Below are 18,704 nucleotides of genomic sequence, written 5' to 3' on the forward strand. Positions count from 1 at the left end.
CGACTGCGGGACGGAATACCCACAGGCGCAACACGGATGTTCGGCATATTTAAGGAAGAGCGATGCGCTGTCAACCACGACACAATGGACAGGTTTACATCTGGTTAAAAAATAAACAGATCTGTTTGCTTTGCGACGAAGCCGCCGATGGCGATACGCCCCTCTGCATGGCCTGCGAAACGGAGCTTCCCTGGCTCGGCGATCACTGTCAGACCTGCGCCCTGCCGTTGCCCGCGGCTGGCCTGACCTGTGGCCAGTGCCTGAAGCAGCCGCCGGCCTTCGAACACGTCATTGCCCCCTGGACCTACAGTTTTCCGATAGACAGCCTGATCACCCGCTTCAAACACAGCGCGAAGTGGCCCTTCGGCCACCTGCTGGCCGAGCTGCTCGCACAGGCCCTGCAACATCGCTTCGAAGATGATCTGCAGCGTCCCGATTTACTGGTGCCGGTGCCGCTGGCCACCCGACGGCTGCGCCAACGGGGGTTCAATCAGGCCGCGATGCTGGCGCGCTGGCTGAGCACCCGATTGGACTTGCCGTGGGATGAAAGACTGCTACTGAGGACCCAGGACACCAGCGCGCAACAGGTGCTGAACGCCAACGAACGGCGGAAAAACCTGCGCCATGCGTTCGCGCTGGCACCCGGCGCATCGTTCAAAGGACGTCACCTGGCGTTGGTGGACGATGTGCTGACCACCGGTGCCACGGCGCAAGCACTGGCCCGCCTGCTGATGGACGCAGGTGCCGCACGGGTTGATGTGTATTGCCTGGCTCGTACCCCAAAACCTGGCGATACAATCTGACCCCAAAACACAAAAACCTGTGGGAGCGGCCTTGCTAGCGAAGGCGGTGTGTCAGCAGCAGTGATTTCAGCTGACACGACCTCTTCGCGAGCAGGCTCGCTCCCACAAGGACCGTGGCTCGACTTGACTCCCGGGCTCCCAGCCGCCAACGTCCCCCCCATCGTCACAGCCCGAAGCGCTCTGCCATGTCCCTGCCCACGTTGTTGTCCCAACACATTGTCCGCCGCCCGCAGCGTATCGCCCTGCTGCAACACATTGCCGAACAGGGCTCGATCACCCGCGCGGCGAAAAGCGCGGGCCTGAGCTACAAGGCCGCCTGGGATGCCATCGATGAACTCAACAACCTGGCGCAGAAGCCATTGGTGGAGCGCAGCGTCGGCGGCAAGGGTGGTGGCGGCGCCAGACTGTCCAGCGAAGGCGAGCGGGTTTTGCGCCTGTATCAAAAGCTGCAAGCCTTGCAGGCCCAGGTGCTGGAAGCCGCCGAAGAAGCCAGCGACCTCGACCTGCTCAGCCGCTTGATGCTGCGCACCAGCGCGCGTAATCAATTGCATGGCAAGGTTGCCGCCATCGAAACCCAAGGCCACAACGACAGAGTTCGCCTTGAACTGGCCGAAGGCTTGAGCATCGACGCACAAATCACCCACGACAGCACCCTGCGCCTGGAGCTGCAACCCGGCACCGAAGTGGTGGCCCTGATCAAGGCCGGCTGGCTTGAATTGCTCGGCGCCGAAGACGTCGCAACGCCCGGACACAATTGCCTCAAAGGCACGATCGAGGAAATTCTCGACGCCGAAGACGGCCCCAGTGAAGTGCGCATCGCCCTGCCCAACGGCCAGACACTCTGCGCACTGGTCGATCCCGAACATCTGCAATCGCGGCGCTTGGCCATGGGAGAACCGGTGAGCGTGCAGTTTTCGCCGTCCAACGTGTTGCTGGGTACGCCGTTGTAAACGCGCTGCAACAAAACCTTCATCACCCATCATTAAGGTGACTGCACAAACCGCAGGGAGCCTGATGTGAGCCTATTGGAAGAACACCAAACCACCGACCTCGAACAAATGGTCGGCCTCAGCCGCCGTGGATTCATCAGCGCAGGAGTCCTGTGCGGCGCCGCAATGTTTCTGGGCGGCAACTTGTTGAGTCGCAGCGTGCTGGCCGCCAGTGTCAGTGCCGGCACGAGCCAATTGCTGGGTTTCGACAGCATTCCCGCGGCCACCGCCGACAGCATCAGCCTGCCGCCGGGCTACAAATCCTCGGTGCTGATCAGTTGGGGTCAACCCTTGCACAAGAACGGCCCGGCTTTCGACCCGAGCGGCCAGGGCAGCGCCGAGCAGCAGGAAGTGCAGTTCGGTGATCACAACGACGGCATGAGCCTGTTCGCCTTTCCCGACGACCCCAACCGGGCGCTGATGGCGATCAACAACGAGTACACCAACTACCGCTACCTCTACCCCCACGGCGGCATGCCGCAATCGGCCGAAGAAGTGCACAAGGCACTGGCTGCCGAAGGCGTGGCGGTCATCGAAGTGCAGCGCAAAAACGGTCACTGGCAATTCGTCCAGGATTCGCGCTACAACCGCCGCATCCACGGTAACTCCCCGATCAGCCTGAGCGGTCCGGCCGCTGGCAACGAGCTGCTGAAAACCAGCGCCGACCCACACGGCAAGACTGTTCTCGGCACCTTCCAGAACTGCGCCAACGGCAAAACACCCTGGGGCACTTATCTGACCTGCGAAGAGAACTTCACCGACTGCTTTGGTAGCACCGATGCAGAACTGAAGCTCGATGCCGCACAGAAGCGCTATGGCGCGGTGGCGACCAGTAAAGAGATCAACTGGCATCAGCACGATGCGCGCTTTGACCTGGCGAAAAACCCCAACGAACTCAACCGCCACGGCTGGATCGTGGAGATCGATCCGTTCGATCCGCAATCGACCCCGGTCAAGCGCACCGCACTGGGTCGCTTCAAACATGAAAACGCCGCCCTGGCCGAAACCAATGACGGCCATGCCGTGGTGTACATGGGCGACGATGAACGCGGCGAATTCATCTACAAGTTCGTCAGCCGCGACAAAATCAACCACAAAACCCCCAAGGCCAACCGCGACTTGCTCGACCACGGCACCTTGTACGTGGCGCGTTTCGACGCCGGCGACAGCAATGCCGATCACCCGAAAGGCCAGGGTGAATGGATCGAGCTGACCCACGGCAAAAACGGCATCGATGCCGGCAGCGGTTTCGCCGATCAGGCGCAAGTGCTGATCAACGTGCGCCTGGCGGCCAGCGTGGTGAAGGCCACGCGCATGGATCGCCCGGAATGGATCGTGGTGAGTCCCAAGGACGGTCAGGTCTACTGCACGTTGACCAACAACGCCAAGCGCGGTGAAGACGGGCAACCGGCGGGCGGTCCGAATCCGCGGGAAAAAAACGTTTACGGGCAAATCCTGCGCTGGCGCACCGACCGCGACGATCACGGTTCGAAAAGTTTTTCCTGGGACCTGTTCGTGGTCGCCGGCAACCCGCAAGTGCACGCCGGCACACCGAAGGGCGGCTCATCGAACATCACGCCGCAGAACATGTTCAACAGCCCGGATGGGTTGGCATTCGATGACGCCGGGCGGTTGTGGATACAAACCGACGGCGATGCGAGCAATGCCGGTGATTTCGCCGGCATGGGCAACAACCAGATGCTCTGCGCCGACCCGGTGACCGGCGAAATTCGCCGTTTCATGGTTGGACCGATTGGTTGCGAAGTGACGGGCATCAGCTTCTCGCCGGACCAGAAGACCCTGTTTGTGGGGATCCAGCATCCAGGCGAATTCGGCGGCTCGACCTTCCCCGAGCACTTGCCCAACGGCAAGCCGCGCTCTTCGGTCATGGCCATTACCCGTGAAGATGGCGGGATCATCGGCGCCTGACAGAACGCTTTCGCGAGCAGGCTCGCTCCCACAGGTCCTGCGCCGATTTCAACATGGCGCATATCCTGTGGGAGCGGAATTGCCCGCGATGACGTCAGTCCAGACGCCCCACATCTCAAGCCTAAACACTAAAGTCGGCTCGTCTGCGCTACCATGCCTGGCCGGACGCAGCAGCCTGCTGCGCGCAGGAGTCAGCATGGCCCACCCGTTTGAAACCCTCACCCCAGACCTCGTGCTCGATGCCGTAGAAAGCATCGGCTTCTTGAGCGATGCGCGCATTCTGGCGCTCAACAGCTACGAAAACCGTGTCTATCAGGTCGGCATCGAAGACTCCGAGCCGTTGATCGCCAAGTTTTACCGCCCGCAGCGCTGGACCAACGAAGCGATTCTGGAAGAACACCAGTTCACCTTCGAACTCACCGAAGTCGAGGTGCCGGTGGTTGCGCCGTTGATCCACAAGGGTGAAACCCTGCACGAGCACAACGGCTTCCGTTTCACCCTGTTCCCACGCCGTGGCGGCCGCGCGCCGGAGCCCGGCAACCTCGATCAGCTGTATCGGCTGGGGCAATTGCTCGGTCGCCTGCACGCGGTCGGTGCGACCAAACCGTTCGAGCACCGCGAAGCACTGGCAGTCAAAAACTTCGGCCATGACTCGCTGGCGACCTTGCTCGAAGGCAATTTCATACCGCGCAGTTTGCTGCCCGCCTACGAGTCCGTAGCCCGCGACCTGCTCAAACGTGTGGAAGATGCCTACAGCAACACGCCGCACCAGAACATCCGCATGCACGGCGATTGCCACCCCGGCAACATGATGTGCCGCGACGAAATGTTCCACATCGTCGACCTCGACGACTGCCGCATGGGTCCGGCCGTACAGGACATCTGGATGATGCTGGCCGGCAACCGTCAGGAATGCCTGGGACAATTGTCGGAATTGATGGACGGCTACAACGAGTTCCACGACTTCGACCCGCGGGAACTGGCGCTCATCGAACCGTTGCGCGCCCTGCGCCTGATGCACTACAGCGCGTGGCTCGCCCGGCGCTGGGATGACCCGGCCTTCCCGCGCAGCTTTCCGTGGTTCGGCACCGAGCGGTACTGGGGCGACCAGGTGTTGGCGTTGCGTGAGCAATTGGCGGCACTCAACGAAGAGCCACTCAAACTTTTCTGATTCACCCAGATTCAATGTGGGAGCGAGCCTGCTCGCGATTACGGTGGCACATCCAGCACATCTGTGGCTGACACACCGCTTTCGCGAGCAGGCTCGCTCCCACAGGTTCTCAGTGCTCACCATTCCAGCAGGACATTCGTAGACAAACCTCCTTACAATCGCTTCTTTGTTAGCTGCCTAAGCAAGGATTCTGCATGCAAGCCGCCAACCCGCGTCGCGGGTACATTCTGGGTCTGAGTGCCTACATCATCTGGGGACTTTTCCCGCTCTACTTCAAAGCCATCGCCAGCGTGCCCGCCGTGGAGATCATCATCCACCGGGTGCTGTGGTCGGCACTGTTCGGCGCCTTGTTGCTGTTGGTCTGGAAGCACCCGGGCTGGTGGCGCGAACTGCGGGAAAACCCACGACGGCTGGCGATCCTGGCCCTCAGCGGCACATTGATCGCGGCCAACTGGTTGACGTATGTGTGGTCGGTCAATAACGGACGCATGCTCGAAGCCAGTCTCGGCTACTACATCAACCCGCTGGTAAACGTGCTGCTGGGCATGCTGATCCTCGGCGAACGGCTGCGGCGCATGCAGTGGATTGCCGTGGGCCTGGCGACCATCGGTGTGGCACAACAGGTGTGGCAGGTTGGCAGCCTGCCATGGGTGTCGCTGGTGCTGGCCCTGACCTTCGGTTTCTACGGACTGATCCGCAAACAGGCACCGGTCAAGGCGCTACCAGGGCTGGTGGTGGAAACCTGGATGCTGGTACCGATTGCCGTCGCCTGGTTGCTATTCAACCCGACCGCCAGCAGCGCCCAGGCCGAGTTCTGGACCACGTCCGAAGCCTGGTGGCTGGTGGCGGCCGGGCCGGTGACGCTGGTGCCGCTGGTGTGTTTCAACGCCGCTGCCCGGCATTTGCCCTACACAACCCTCGGTTTTCTCCAATACCTGGCGCCGACCCTGGTATTGCTGCAGGCCGTGTTGCTGTTTGGCGAGCATTTGTCGTCGAGCACGCTGCTGGCGTTCATCTTTATCTGGGCCGGTCTGGCGGTTTACAGCGTTGATGCGTGGATAAGTCTGCGCCGCCGAAACTGATCAAAAAACGCACAACCCCTTGCAGGCCACGTTTGACGTGGCCTGCAAGGTTCCTTCCCAAGGTTATCCACAGCGTGATCCCCGGCGTTTGTGCGCAAGTCACTGAATACTGGCGATTTTTTGATCAAACCCTGCCAAGCCACGGCGGATGTGGCCTGGCGGGCTGTCTCTACAGGTTATCCACAGGCAGGTGCACGTTTAACTTGGATAACCCATCAGGGTTCACTGCGCAGCACCAACTCCACCATCAGATCATCGGCCAGGGTTTCCAGGCGTGATTGCAGCACGTCGAGGGACAGCGTCAACGGCACCGCAAGGATCGCTTCGGCGTGAAACAGCGGCTCGCTGCTCATCGGTGCCGGGCGCACTTCAGTCACCAGCCGTTCCAGGTTGACGCCCTGCTCACTCAGCAACCGCGTGATATCGCGCACGATCCCCGGCCGGTCATTGCCCACCAACTCCATGGCAATGGGTTTCCAGGTGCACGATTGCTCGATGCTGCTTTCGGCGATCAACACCCGAATGCCTTGGGTGGACAACCCTTTCAAGGCATCCACCAGCTCATCGTAGCCTTCGGCCGGTACGCCCACCCGAAGAATCCCGGCAAATTGCCCGGCCATGCGCGACATGCGGCTTTCCAGCCAGTTACCGCCATGCTCGGCAATGCATTGGGCAATGCGCTCGACCTGCCCAGGCTTGTCTGGAGCGAAAACTGTGAGAACGAGGTGGTCCATGGCGCAGCCCTCTGGTCATGATTTTTGTTTTAGAAATCCAAGTATAGGCAAGGGTTAAACCTGCGCTGGCAGGTCTGACGCCTTCGCGAGCAGGCTCGCTCCCACAGAGACCGCGCAATCCTTTGTGGGAGCGAGCCTGCTCGCGAATGGCCCCCCGCTGATTCACCTGCCAGCCACAAATCGTGTACAACTTTTTATATTTAACTGGAACAATCTCATACTTTTTTGAGAACATCCCGATCCCCGACGTGACTGCAATGCGTCACGGGGTCGCAGAACGACGTAATTAGTCTAATTTTCACAAGCGCAATTCATCATGTAGTATGCCGCAGCGCGCACTACATAACGTTGGATCGATGTCTGCCACCGGCGCAGTCGCATCCCTGAAAGCCCCGTCAGCAAGGCCTCAACGCCGTTGATTGGTCCCAACCCAGCCGTCAGAAATGGCATGCACTGGTCGCAGGGTTTGTGGTTTAAATGCCAGAGGCTTCATTGTTAAATTGAAGAGCTGAAAAGCGAAATAGCTGAGCAGAGTGAGGCAAGCAATGACTGAACACGTTCAAGTCGGTGGCCTGCAGGTCGCCAAAGTCCTGTTCGACTTCGTGAACAACGAAGCCATTCCCGGAACCGGCCTCACCGCCGATCAGTTCTGGGCCGGTGCCGACAAGGTCATTCATGACCTGGCGCCGAAGAACAAAGCCCTACTCGCCAAACGCGATGATTTCCAGGCTCGTATCGATGGCTGGCACCAGTCTCGTGCCGGCCAGGCCCACGACGCCGTGGCTTATAAAGCCTTCCTGCAAGACATCGGTTATCTGCTGCCAGAAGCGGCCGATTTCCAGGCGACGACGCAAAACGTCGATGAAGAAATCGCCCGCATGGCCGGTCCACAACTCGTGGTACCGGTGATGAACGCCCGTTTCGCCCTCAATGCTTCGAACGCCCGCTGGGGTTCGCTGTACGACGCGCTGTACGGCACCGACGCCATCAGCGAAGCCGATGGAGCGGAAAAAGGCAAAGGCTACAACAAGGTTCGCGGCGACAAGGTCATCGCCTTCGCCCGTGCCTTCCTCGACGAAGCGGCGCCTTTGGCGGCCGGCTCCCATGTCGATTCCACCCGCTACACCATCGTTGACGGCAAACTGGTGGTCGCCCTCAAAGGTGGCAGCAACACCGGCCTGCGCAACGACGCTCAGCTTATCGGCTTCCAGGGCGATGCTTCGGCACCGACCGCGATCCTGCTGAAGAACAACGGCCTGCATTTCGAAATCCAGATCGATGCCAGCACCCCGGTCGGCCAGACCGACGCTGCCGGCGTCAAAGACGTCCTGATGGAAGCTGCGCTGACCACCATCATGGACTGCGAAGACTCCGTCGCCGCCGTCGATGCCGATGACAAGGTGGTGATCTACCGCAACTGGCTCGGCCTGATGAAGGGCGACCTGTCGGAAGAAGTCGCCAAGGGCGGCAAGACCTTTACCCGCACCATGAACGCCGATCGCACCTACACTGCGGTCGACGGCAGCCAATTGAGCCTGCACGGTCGCTCGCTGTTGTTCGTGCGCAACGTCGGTCACCTGATGACCATCGACGCGATCCTCGACAAAGCTGGCAACGAAGTGCCGGAAGGCATCCTCGACGGTCTGGTGACTGTTCTGGCGGCGATGCACAACCTGAACGGCAACACCTCGCGCAAAAACACCCGCACCGGCTCGGTCTACATCGTTAAACCGAAAATGCACGGCCCTGAAGAAGCTGCGTTCACCAACGAGCTGTTCGGGCGCATCGAAGACGTGCTGGGCCTGCCGCGCAACACTCTCAAAGTCGGGATCATGGACGAGGAGCGCCGCACCACGGTCAACCTCAAGGCCTGCATCAAGGCGGCGAGCGAGCGTGTGGTGTTCATCAACACCGGTTTCCTCGACCGCACCGGCGATGAAATCCACACCTCCATGGAAGCCGGCCCGATGGTGCGCAAGGCGGACATGAAGGCGGAAAAATGGATCGGCGCCTATGAGAACTCCAACGTCGATATCGGTTTGAGCACTGGCCTGCAAGGCCGTGCGCAGATCGGCAAGGGCATGTGGGCCATGCCTGACCTGATGGCGGCGATGCTGGAACAGAAAATCGCTCACCCGCTGGCCGGTGCCAACACCGCCTGGGTGCCATCGCCGACCGCCGCCGCGCTGCACGCGCTGCACTATCACAAGGTCGACGTGTTCGCCCGTCAGGCCGAACTGGCCAAGCGTGCCCGTGCATCGGTGGACGACATCCTGACCATCCCGCTGGCAGTCAATCCGCAGTGGACCGCCGAACAGATCAAGAATGAACTGGACAACAATGCCCAGGGCATCCTCGGTTATGTGGTGCGCTGGATCGACCAGGGCGTCGGTTGTTCGAAAGTGCCGGACATCAATGACGTCGGCCTGATGGAAGACCGTGCCACGCTGCGTATTTCCAGCCAGCACATCGCCAACTGGCTGCGTCACGGCATCGTCACCGAAGAGCAAGTGATGGAAAGCCTCAAGCGCATGGCGCCGGTGGTTGACCGTCAGAACGCCAACGACCCGCTGTATCGCCCGCTGGCACCGAACTTCGACAGCAACATCGCCTTCCAGGCGGCGGTCGAACTGGTGATCGAAGGCACCAAACAGCCGAACGGCTACACCGAGCCGGTTCTGCACCGTCGTCGTCGCGAGTTCAAGGCTGCCAATGGCCTGTAACTGAGCGCTGATGCCGGACATGAAAAAGCCCTGATCTTTCGATCAGGGCTTTTTTGTTCACCGCGATTTTGGTGGTGAAGGTATTCCTGTGGCGAGCGAGCTTGCTCGCGCTCGGCTGCGAAGCAGTCGTAAAGTCAGCGAATGGGATTTGACTGGTAAACCGCAAAGGGCCGCTTCGCGCCCCAGCGGGAGCAAGCTCCCTCGCCACAAAAGCCCTCGATCCTACAAATCCATTCCCAACTCATGCTTGACCAACCCCAACAATTTGCCGGAATCGATGGGCTTGAGCAGAAAATCCACCACGCTCAAATGCATCGCAGCGATGGCGTCTTTCACGTCGGCGTCACCCGAGACGATGATGATCGGCATCGCCGCCCGTACCGACTCCCGCACTTGGCGGATCAGATCCAGACCATCGATATGCCCCATCCGCAGATCGGTGATCACCAGGCCGATCGAGGGTTTCTCTTCGAGCATCTTGAGCGCGGTTTCGCCGCTGGCCGCCGTCATGCAACGAATGCCGTCCAGCGCCAGAATCTCTGACAGCAGCTCTCGGGCGTCCTTGTCGTCATCAACGATCAGCACCCGCTGCGGCGGCAGGTCGGGTTCCAGCATGACGGCACTGAGCGCTTCGCGCTCGGCGTCACTCAAAATATCGTGGTCGGACATGGCGCTCTCTACATGTTCAATTCAATTCCCTGACACAGTGGTGAGACATCACTAAGCAGAGCTTCAATGTGCACTTCGTCGGATACTTTTCCAATAGCAGAATAGAGCGATTTTTCGCGCCGTTGCGTAAGGTTTTTCCGACATTCCATCACACTATTTGCCTACCTAGACTTACGTCCAATGGGCACCCTGACCGCAGGGGTCGACCATGGGTGAGTCATCCGACAACAACAAATCCAAAAAAGACTGCGGTAATGGTTATGAGTAAAGCGGACGCCTTCACACAGGCAGGGAAAACCGCGGTGTTGCAGAACATCCAGGGCACTTTGCAATTCCTTCAGCGCTTCCCGCCCTTCAACCAGATGGAACACGCGCACCTGGCGTACCTGGTCGAGCAATGTCAGCTGCGTTTTTATGGCCCCGGCGAGAGCATCATCAAGCCCGCCGATGGCCCGGTTGAGCACTTTTACGTCGTCAAGCAGGGTCGGGTGGTGGGCGAGCGTCCGCATTCGGCCAAGGGCGGCACCGAAACCACCTTCGAAATCACCACCGGCGAATGCTTCCCTCTCGCCGCGCTGCTGGGTGAACGGGCGACCCGCACCGAACACCTGGCCGCCGAAGACACCTTTTGCCTACAGCTCAATAAGCTGGCGTTCATCAAGCTATTCGCCATTTCCCACACCTTTCGCGACTTTGCCCTACGCGGCGTGAGCAGCCTGCTGGATCAGGTCAACCAGCAAGTCCAGCAAAAAGCCGTGGAAACCCTCGGCACCCAATACTCGCTCAACACCCGCCTGGGTGAGTTGGCCATGCGCCATCCGGTGACATGCAGCCCGGCCACGCCGTTGCGTGAAGCCGTGACCCTGATGCACGAGCAGCAGGTCGGCAGCATCGTGGTGGTCGATGAACACAAGGCGCCACTGGGGATTTTCACCCTGCGCGATTTGCGCGAGGTGGTGGCGAACGGCACCGGTGATTTCACCGAGGCCATCGAGCGGCATATGACCCAGTCGCCGTTTTACCTGAGCCCGGATCACAGCGCGTTCGATGCAGCGATTGCCATGACCGAGCGACATATCGCCCACGTCTGCCTGGTCAAGGATCAGCGCTTGTGCGGCGTGGTCTCTGAACGGGATCTGTTTTCCCTGCAACGGGTTGACCTGGTGCACCTGGCCCGCACCATTCGCAATGCCCCCCGCGTGGAAAACCTGGTAGCGCTGCGTGGCGAGATCGGCCAGCTAGTGGAGCGCATGTTGGCCCACGGTGCGTCTTCGACGCAGATCACCCACATCATTACCCTGCTCAACGACCACACCGTGTGCCGGGTGATCGAACTGACCCTGGCCGAAAAAGGCGACCCCGGCGTACCGTTCAGCTGGCTGTGTTTCGGCAGCGAAGGTCGTCGCGAGCAGACGCTGCACACCGATCAGGACAACGGCATTCTGTTCGAAGCCCGGGACGCGGCCCATGCAGCGGAAATCCGTGGCAAATTGCTGCCCATCGCGCACCAGATCAACCACAGTCTGGCGCTGTGCGGCTTCACACTGTGCAAGGGAAACATCATGGCCGGCAATCCCGAGCTGTGTCTGTCCCGGGTCGAATGGGCACGTCGCTTTGCCGCGTTTATCCGCGAGGCGACGCCGGAAAACCTGCTGGGTTCGAGCATCTATTTCGATTTGCGCGTGGTCTGGGGTAGCGAGCAAGGCTGTGAGCAGTTGCGTCGCGGGATTCTCGATCAGGTCGGCGACAACCGCCTGTTTCAGCGCATGATGGCCGAGAACGCATTGCGCAATCGCCCACCCGTAGGCCGTTTCCGTGAGTTCGTGCTGGCGCGCAAGAATGGCGAGAAAGCCACCCTGGACCTGAAGATCCAGGGCCTGACGCCTTTTGTCGACGGCGCCCGACTGCTGGCCCTGGCCCATGGCATCGAGACCAACAATACTCTGGAGCGGTTTCGCCAACTGGTCGATAAAGAGGTCATCGAGCCGCTGGACGGCGCGGCGTACGAAGAGGCCTATCACTTCATCCAGCAAACCCGCATGCAGCAACATCAGCTACAGACCCGGGAAAATCTGCCCTACTCCAACCGGGTCGATCCGGATAGCCTCAATCATCTGGACCGGCGGATCCTGCGCGAATCCCTGCGCCAGGCGCAACGCCTGCAAAGCAGCCTGACCCTGCGGTATCAGTTATGAGTCTGTTTTCATGGCTGCGCCCGGCCAGCCCGATTTTGACCGGGGAACTGCAACAGCGTCTGCAACGCTTGCCGACGGCGACCGCGCTGAGCGAGTGCAGCCTGCGCGAACAACGCTGGGTGGTGCTCGATCTGGAAACCACCGGGCTGAACCTGAACAAGGATCGGGTGCTGTCCATCGGCGCGGTGGTGATCGAGGATGGCGCGATCGATTTCAGTCAGCAGTTCGAACGCACCCTGCAATGCGCCGAACTCAAACTCGGCCCCAGCGTTTTGATTCACGGCCTGGCGCCCAGCGCAATTGCCGCCGGCAGCGAACCGGCGCACGCGTTACTCGATTTCATGGAGTTCGTCGGCGACAGTCCGTTGCTGGCCTTTCATGCGCCGTTCGACCAGCACATGCTCGGGCGCGCCCTGAAAGATCACTTGGGCTACAAGTTGCAGCATGCCTTTCTGGATGTGGCCGATATCGCACCGCTGCTGTGCCCGCACGCCAACATCCGCGAGGCCGGGCTGGATGAGTGGATCGACTGGTTCAAGCTGGAAGTCTTCGAGCGCCACAACGCCAGCGCCGATGCCCTGGCCACCGCCGAACTGGCGCTGATCCTGTTCAGCCGGGCGCGGCAGCAGCAGGTGCATAGCCCGTTGAATTTGCAGCAGCGGTTGAATCAGTGGAAGCGGCGCCAGAGTACGCCGTCCTTCTGACATTCGGTGACTGTACCGGCCTCTTCGCGGGCAAGCCACGCTCCCACAGGTTTTGTGTTGTGCGCTGATTTTGTGAACGACTCGAAACCTGTGGGAGCGTGGCTTGCCCGCGAAGAACGATAACGCGGTCCAACTGCCCCCCCCTCAAAAAACACCCGACCAACGCCAATTGCTTTACCTCCCCCGCCTCTGACACAATCGCGAACAATTCTCGTTAGTTAACACTTCCCAATCGGTGATGCTGCGTGTCGTCAGTCCCAAGCCCTCAAAGTGAGCTCGTCGGTGCGCTATATCGCGACCATCGCGGTTGGCTATTGGCCTGGCTTCGTCGCAATGTCGCCTGCCCGCAACGGGCCGAAGACCTGAGCCAGGACACCTTCGTGCGCTTGCTGGGCCGTGAAGCGTTGAAGGAACCCCGCGAACCCCGGGCGTTTCTGGTGGCGATTGCCAAGGGCCTGCTGTTTGATTATTTTCGCCGCGCCGCGCTGGAACAGGCCTACCTCACCGAATTGATGCTGATTCCCGAAGCCGAGCAACCGTCGGTGGAAGAACAGCAAATGATCCTCGAAGACCTGAAAAACATCGATCGCCTGCTCGGCAAGTTGTCGAGCAAGGCCCGAGCGGCGTTTCTCTACAACCGTCTCGACGGCCTGGGCCACGCGGAAATCGCCGAGCGCCTCGGTGTGTCGGTGCCCCGCGTGCGCCAGTACCTGGCCCAGGGCATCCGTCAGTGCTACATCGCGTTGTACGGGGAGCCGACATGAGCCCGGTCAGTTCCAAACCGGTATCGGCGCAGGTCCTGGACGCGGCGATCGCCTGGCAATTGTCGCTGGATTCGGCCAACCCGGTGGAGCGCGAAGAATTCGCCAAATGGCATGCCGCCCACGAGGAGCATGCGCGGGCCTGGCGTCAGTTGGGCATGCTCGATCAACGCTTCAACGTCGCCAGCGGCCCGGCCCGCACCGCCCTGCTGCAATCGCGCGCAGGCATTCGCCGACGGGTGCGCAGGCTCGGCAGCGGTCTGGCCAGTGTCGTCGCGGTGATCGGCCTGGTGTTGTTTGCCAGTGAGCGTTACCTGCCGGTCGACTATTGGCTGGCCGACCAACGCACCGCCACCGGCGAGCAACGCACCCTTCGCCTGACCGACGGCACGCTGATCAACCTCAATACCCACAGTGCCGTGGACGTGCGCTTCGATGAGAAGCAACGGCTGATCATCCTGCAGGAAGGGGAAATCCTCGTCGAGACCGGTCACGGCGACAACCGGCCGTTCATCGTCGAAACCCGTGAAGGCAGCATGCGCGCGCTGGGTACGCGGTTCCTGGTCAAGCGCGAAGAACAAGGCACGCGCCTGAGCGTGTTGCAGTCCGCGGTGGCTGCCCATCCGCAAGCGAGCCCTGACGAGCAAATTCTGCGCGAAGGTCAGCAAGTGCTGATCCGCAACGACGGCCTGGGACCGGTTGCCGCGCTCAACCAGGGCGCCGATGCCTGGACCCGCGGCATGCTGGTGGTGGACAACGCACGCCTGGAAGACCTGGTGCACGAACTCGGTCGCTATCGCCAGGGACATTTGGGAGTGGCCCCGGAAGTGGCCGACCTGCGGATCACCGGCAGCTTCCCGCTCAAAGACACCGACCTGGCCCTGAACGCCCTGCTGCCGACATTGCCGGTGCAGATCGAACAGCGTACGCCGTGGTGGGTGAAGGTGGCGGCGAAAACCGAGGTCAAGCCCTGATTTTATGGTGGCTTGCCCGCGATAGCGCCATCAGCCTCACCACAGATTGATGAATCGAAATTATTTTCATCCAGCCCTATCACTTTTTGATTTTCGTTCGGCACGTAGGCAATTGAGAAGTATTCACTTTCAGGAGCCGCTGTATGTCCCGTTCGCTAGACACCTTGTTGCGCCCCAGTTTGCTGGCGGTTGCCATTGCCCTTTGCACCCCTTTGGCCAGCAGCCAACTGATCGCCGCTGAACAGGCATCCAGCATTCGCGCCTACAACTTGCCCGCCGCGCCATTGGCCAGCACCCTGAACCAGATCGCCAGTCAAGCCGGTCTGGCGCTGTCGTTGAATCCATCGCTGGCCGCGGGCAAGACGTCCGCCCCGGTCAAAGGCCAGTTCGATGCCGCCGGCGCCCTGCAAGAAGCCTTGCGCGGTACCGGCCTGCAGCTGGAACAGAGCGGCGGCACCTACACCCTGGTGGCCGTGCCCGAAGGCGCGATGGCCCTGCCGGCCACCAGCGTGATCGGCGTGGAAAACACCGAAAGCGCCTGGGGCCCGGTTGAAGGGTATGTGGCCAAGCGCACCGCCGCCGGCACCAAGACCGACACCGCACTGGTCGAAGTCCCCCGTTCGATCTCGATTGCCACCCGCGAGCAAATGGACGACCGCAACGTACACAGCCTCGACGACGCCGTGCGCTACATGCCCGGCATCACCGCCAGCAGCTATGGCAGCGACACCCGTGCAGACTGGATACGTGTGCGCGGCTTCGAACCGACCCAGTTCCTCGATGGTCTGCCACTGCCAAAAGGTGTGTACGCCAACCCGAAACAGGAAACCTGGAACCTCGACCGCCTCGCCCTGCTGCGTGGCCCGGCCTCGTCGATCTACGGCCAGACCCCGCCGGGCGGTCTGCTGGACATGGTCAGCCGTCGTCCCAGCGCTGAATCGAGCAACGAAATCCAGCTGCAATACGGCAGCGACAATCATCGCCAGATCAACTTCGCCAGCACCGGCAAGATCGACGATGAAGGTCAATTCCTCTACAGCCTCAGCGGCGTGGTGCGCGACAGCGGCACCCAGATCGACCACGTCGACAACAAGCGCTACAACATTGCGCCGAGCGTGACCTGGAACATCGACGAAGACACCAAATTCACCTTGCTCACGCAATTCACCCGTGACGATACCGGCATCACCAGCCAGTTCCTGCCGATCCAGGGCACCAAGATCAACATGCCGTTCGGCGATGTTTCCCACCACAAGAACCTGGGCGACCCGGACTGGGAATACTACGACCGCACCTACTACGCGCTGGGCTACGCCTTCGAGCATCGCCTCAACGATGTCTGGCAGTTCCGCCAGAACCTGCGTTATACCAAGTCCGACCTGTCCTTCCAGGGCATCACCGTCGGCGCGTACCCGTTCACCATGGTCGACGACGAAGGCAACGTAGGTCGTTCGACCACCAGCGTCGACGAAGACATCAGCCAGTTCGCCGTGGACAACAACTTCCAGGCCGACTTCGATACGGGCGAAATTCGTCACACTCTGCTGATCGGTCTCGATCATCAGCGCAGCAACACCAACTACACGTCGATTTTCGGCAGCGCTCCGCCCACCAACGTCAACAACCCGATTTATGGTCAACCCATCGTTCGGCCACCGCGCTCGTCGGCGTTCTATGACTACGATCAGAAGACCTACCAGACCGGCCTGTACATTCAGGACCAGATGGCCCTCGACCGTTGGCGCCTGACCCTGGGTGGTCGCGAGGACTGGGTTCACACCGGCACCAAGTTCTTCAACAAGGGCGATGCCACCAACACCGAGCGCGACACCAACTTCAGCGGCAACGCAGCGATCAGCTACGTGTTCGATAACGGCTTCGTCCCGTACCTGTCGTATGCCGAATCGTTCCAGCCGACCAGCAACGCCACGGCCTCGCCGACCGATTCGTTCAAGCCGACCGAAGGCGAGCAATGGGAGCTGGGCATCAAGTACCAGCCACCGGGCAGCAACACGTTGCTGAGCGCCGCGGTGTATGACCTGACCCAGAAAAACGTCTCCGTCACCACCACCAACTCGGATAACGTCTCGATCACCAGCCAGACCGGTGAAGTGAAAGTCAAAGGCCTGGAGCTGGAAGCAGTGTCCGACGTGACCGAGAACCTCAAGGTCATCGCGGCTTACACCCTGGCCAAGTCCGAAGTGCAAAAAGGCGATTTCAAAGGCAATCGCCTGCAATTGATGCCTAACCAACAGGCTTCGCTGTGGGCCGACTACACCTGGCACAACGGCGTGCTGGACGGCTTCGGCATCGGCGCCGGCGCGCGTTACACCGGCAACACCTACGGCGACCAGGGCAATACCTGGCTGGGCAAGGCTGACGCCTACACCGTGTTCGATGCGGCGGTCCATTACGACCTGGGGCGCCTGGATAACAGCCTCAAAGGTGCCTCGCTGGCTGTGAACGCAACCAACCTGTTCGACAAGGATTACATCTCCACCTGCGACGGTTTCTATTGCTACTACGGCGACCAACGCAGTGTCGTGGCCAGTGCCACCTACAAGTGGTAACGGCTTGATCTGACACGCCCAGTACCCAGGCCGTCCAGCAAGGACGGCTTTGGTATTTCTGAAGGTCATGAAATGAAAAGTAAAACAATTCGCCGCTGGTCCTTCGTCCACACCTGGACCAGCCTGATCTGCACCGTGTTTTTGCTGTTGCTGGCACTGACCGGCCTGCCGCTGATCTTCCACCACGAGATCGACCACTTGCTGGGCGATGCCGCCGAGTTGAAGCAAATGCCGGCGGACACCCCGCAGCTGAATTTGCAGCAGCTTGTGCTGGCAGCTGAAAAGCATCGCCCGGGCGAAGTCATGCAGTATTTCGGTTTCGACGAAGACGAGCCGAACGCCGCGATCGCGATCATGGCGCCCACCGCCGGCACCGAACCGAACTCGTCCCACACCTTCATGCTCGACGCCCGCACCGGTGAAGCGCTGGAGATGCCGTCGGCCAATGGCGGCTTCATGATGCTCATGCTGCGCCTGCACGTGGACATGTTCGCGGGGCTGCCGGGCAAGCTGTTGCTGGCTTTCATGGGCCTGCTGTTCGTGATCGCGATCGTGTCCGGCACCGTGCTGTACCTGCCGTTCATGCGCCGCTTGAAATTCGCCACTGTGCGCCAGGACAAATCCACCCGCCTGCGCTGGCTCGATCTGCATAACCTGATCGGCGTCGTGACCTTGACCTGGGCTTTAGTGGTCGGCGTGACCGGCGTCATCAGTGCCTGCGCCGACCTGCTCATCGCCGCATGGCGCAATGACAGCCTCAGTGCGATGGTCGCGCCGTACCGCGATGCGCCACCGCTGACGCAACTGGCGCCCGCCACGCGCTTGCTCGACATCGCCAAGGAGGTTGCACCGGGCATGCAGCCTGACTTCATTGCCTTCCCCGGCACACGCTTTTCCAGCGAGCACCATTACGCGGTGTTCATGAAAGGCAGCACGCACCTGACCTCGCACCTGCTGACGCCCGTGTTGATCGACGCCAGCACCCTGCAAGTCACCGCTGTGGCCGAACGTCCGTGGTACATGGACGCCATGGGCATGTCGCAGCCACTGCATTTCGGTGACTACGGCGGCATGCCGATGCAAATCCTCTGGGCGACCCTGGATGTGCTGACCATCATTGTGCTCGGCAGTGGGGTTTACCTGTGGGTCGTGCGGCGCAAGGCGGCAAAACCCGTGCTGGAAAACGCGGAGAAGGTGGCATGAAACCCCGGCAGTCAAGCTTCTGGAAGGTCTTCGCCACGCCCACCGTCATCGCCCTGTTCAGCGCAGCGGGGTTGTTCGCCGCCTTGCTCGGCGATGGTGTGTGGGATGCCTTGAGTTGGCTCGGCTTGGGCATACCCGCCGTCCTCGCCTTGCGCGGTCTGCTGCAACGCCGCTGAACACAGATAACCCTGTGGGAG

Annotated in this window: 15 protein-coding genes; 13 read left to right on the plus strand and 2 right to left on the minus strand. The window is 60.8% G+C overall.

The window, feature by feature from the left end:
- The first annotated feature begins 62 nt into the window (after positions 1–62).
- The 5 genes from CKW21_RS21405 to rarD all read left to right on the plus strand — a co-directional run bounded on the left by CKW21_RS21405 (position 63) and on the right by rarD (position 5,974).
- Complete coding sequence (locus CKW21_RS21405) at positions 63–803, plus strand: ComF family protein (protein ID WP_095195905.1); 741 nt, start codon at positions 63–65, stop codon at positions 801–803.
- Positions 804–988: 185 nt separating this feature from the next.
- On the plus strand, positions 989–1,753 hold the full coding sequence (locus CKW21_RS21410) for a TOBE domain-containing protein (protein ID WP_095195906.1): 765 nt from the start codon (positions 989–991) through the stop codon (positions 1,751–1,753).
- Between the two features lie 66 nt (positions 1,754–1,819).
- On the plus strand, positions 1,820–3,721 hold the full coding sequence (locus CKW21_RS21415) for a PhoX family phosphatase (RefSeq protein WP_095195907.1): 1,902 nt from the start codon (positions 1,820–1,822) through the stop codon (positions 3,719–3,721).
- Between the two features lie 196 nt (positions 3,722–3,917).
- Positions 3,918–4,892, plus strand: a complete 975-nt coding sequence (locus CKW21_RS21420) for a serine/threonine protein kinase (protein WP_095195908.1) — start codon at positions 3,918–3,920, stop codon at positions 4,890–4,892.
- 194 nt (positions 4,893–5,086) lie between these two features.
- A complete protein-coding gene (rarD, locus tag CKW21_RS21425) occupies positions 5,087–5,974 on the plus strand; it encodes an EamA family transporter RarD (RefSeq protein ID WP_095195909.1) in 888 nt (295 codons plus the stop codon).
- Positions 5,975–6,189: 215 nt separating this feature from the next.
- Here the strand turns inward: rarD and CKW21_RS21430 are convergent, their stop codons facing one another.
- Positions 6,190–6,708 (minus strand): glycine cleavage system protein R, encoded by a 519-nt coding sequence (locus CKW21_RS21430; RefSeq protein WP_095195910.1) that lies wholly within the window; start codon positions 6,706–6,708, stop codon positions 6,190–6,192.
- Positions 6,709–7,253: 545 nt separating this feature from the next.
- Here CKW21_RS21430 and CKW21_RS21435 point away from each other — a divergent pair.
- On the plus strand, positions 7,254–9,431 hold the full coding sequence (locus tag CKW21_RS21435; protein ID WP_095195911.1) for a malate synthase G: 2,178 nt from the start codon (positions 7,254–7,256) through the stop codon (positions 9,429–9,431).
- Between the two features lie 222 nt (positions 9,432–9,653).
- Here CKW21_RS21435 and CKW21_RS21440 read toward each other — a convergent pair whose 3' ends face one another.
- Complete coding sequence (locus CKW21_RS21440) at positions 9,654–10,100, minus strand: response regulator (protein WP_095195912.1); 447 nt, start codon at positions 10,098–10,100, stop codon at positions 9,654–9,656.
- A gap of 254 nt (positions 10,101–10,354) precedes the next feature.
- Between CKW21_RS21440 and CKW21_RS21445 the strand changes: the two genes are divergently transcribed.
- The 7 genes from CKW21_RS21445 (at position 10,355) to CKW21_RS21475 (ending at position 18,683) form a co-directional block, all read left to right on the plus strand.
- On the plus strand, positions 10,355–12,295 hold the full coding sequence (locus CKW21_RS21445) for a putative nucleotidyltransferase substrate binding domain-containing protein (RefSeq protein WP_095195913.1): 1,941 nt from the start codon (positions 10,355–10,357) through the stop codon (positions 12,293–12,295).
- The gene (locus CKW21_RS21450) at positions 12,292–12,999 is read left to right on the plus strand and encodes a PolC-type DNA polymerase III (RefSeq protein WP_095195914.1); all 708 of its coding nucleotides are present in this window, start codon (positions 12,292–12,294) and stop codon (positions 12,997–12,999) included. The genes CKW21_RS21445 and CKW21_RS21450 overlap by 4 nt, the downstream gene beginning before the upstream one ends.
- A gap of 245 nt (positions 13,000–13,244) precedes the next feature.
- The gene (locus CKW21_RS21455) at positions 13,245–13,763 is read left to right on the plus strand and encodes an RNA polymerase sigma factor (protein WP_095195915.1); all 519 of its coding nucleotides are present in this window, start codon (positions 13,245–13,247) and stop codon (positions 13,761–13,763) included.
- On the plus strand, positions 13,760–14,734 hold the full coding sequence (locus CKW21_RS21460; RefSeq protein WP_095195916.1) for a FecR domain-containing protein: 975 nt from the start codon (positions 13,760–13,762) through the stop codon (positions 14,732–14,734). The genes CKW21_RS21455 and CKW21_RS21460 overlap by 4 nt, the downstream gene beginning before the upstream one ends.
- 143 nt (positions 14,735–14,877) lie before the next feature.
- On the plus strand, positions 14,878–17,304 hold the full coding sequence (locus CKW21_RS21465) for a TonB-dependent siderophore receptor (protein WP_095195917.1): 2,427 nt from the start codon (positions 14,878–14,880) through the stop codon (positions 17,302–17,304).
- Positions 17,305–17,376: 72 nt separating this feature from the next.
- Entirely contained in the window at positions 17,377–18,507 is a 1,131-nt protein-coding gene (locus CKW21_RS21470) for a PepSY domain-containing protein (RefSeq protein ID WP_095195918.1), read from the plus strand.
- Positions 18,504–18,683: a hypothetical protein gene (locus CKW21_RS21475; protein WP_095195919.1), complete on the plus strand. Its 180-nt coding sequence runs from the start codon at positions 18,504–18,506 to the stop codon at positions 18,681–18,683. Before CKW21_RS21470 ends, CKW21_RS21475 begins: the two co-directional genes overlap by 4 nt.
- Positions 18,684–18,704 lie beyond the last annotated feature (21 nt).

The sequence above is a fragment of the Pseudomonas sp. Irchel 3A7 genome (assembly GCF_900187565.1).
GTDB lineage: Bacteria > Pseudomonadota > Gammaproteobacteria > Pseudomonadales > Pseudomonadaceae > Aquipseudomonas.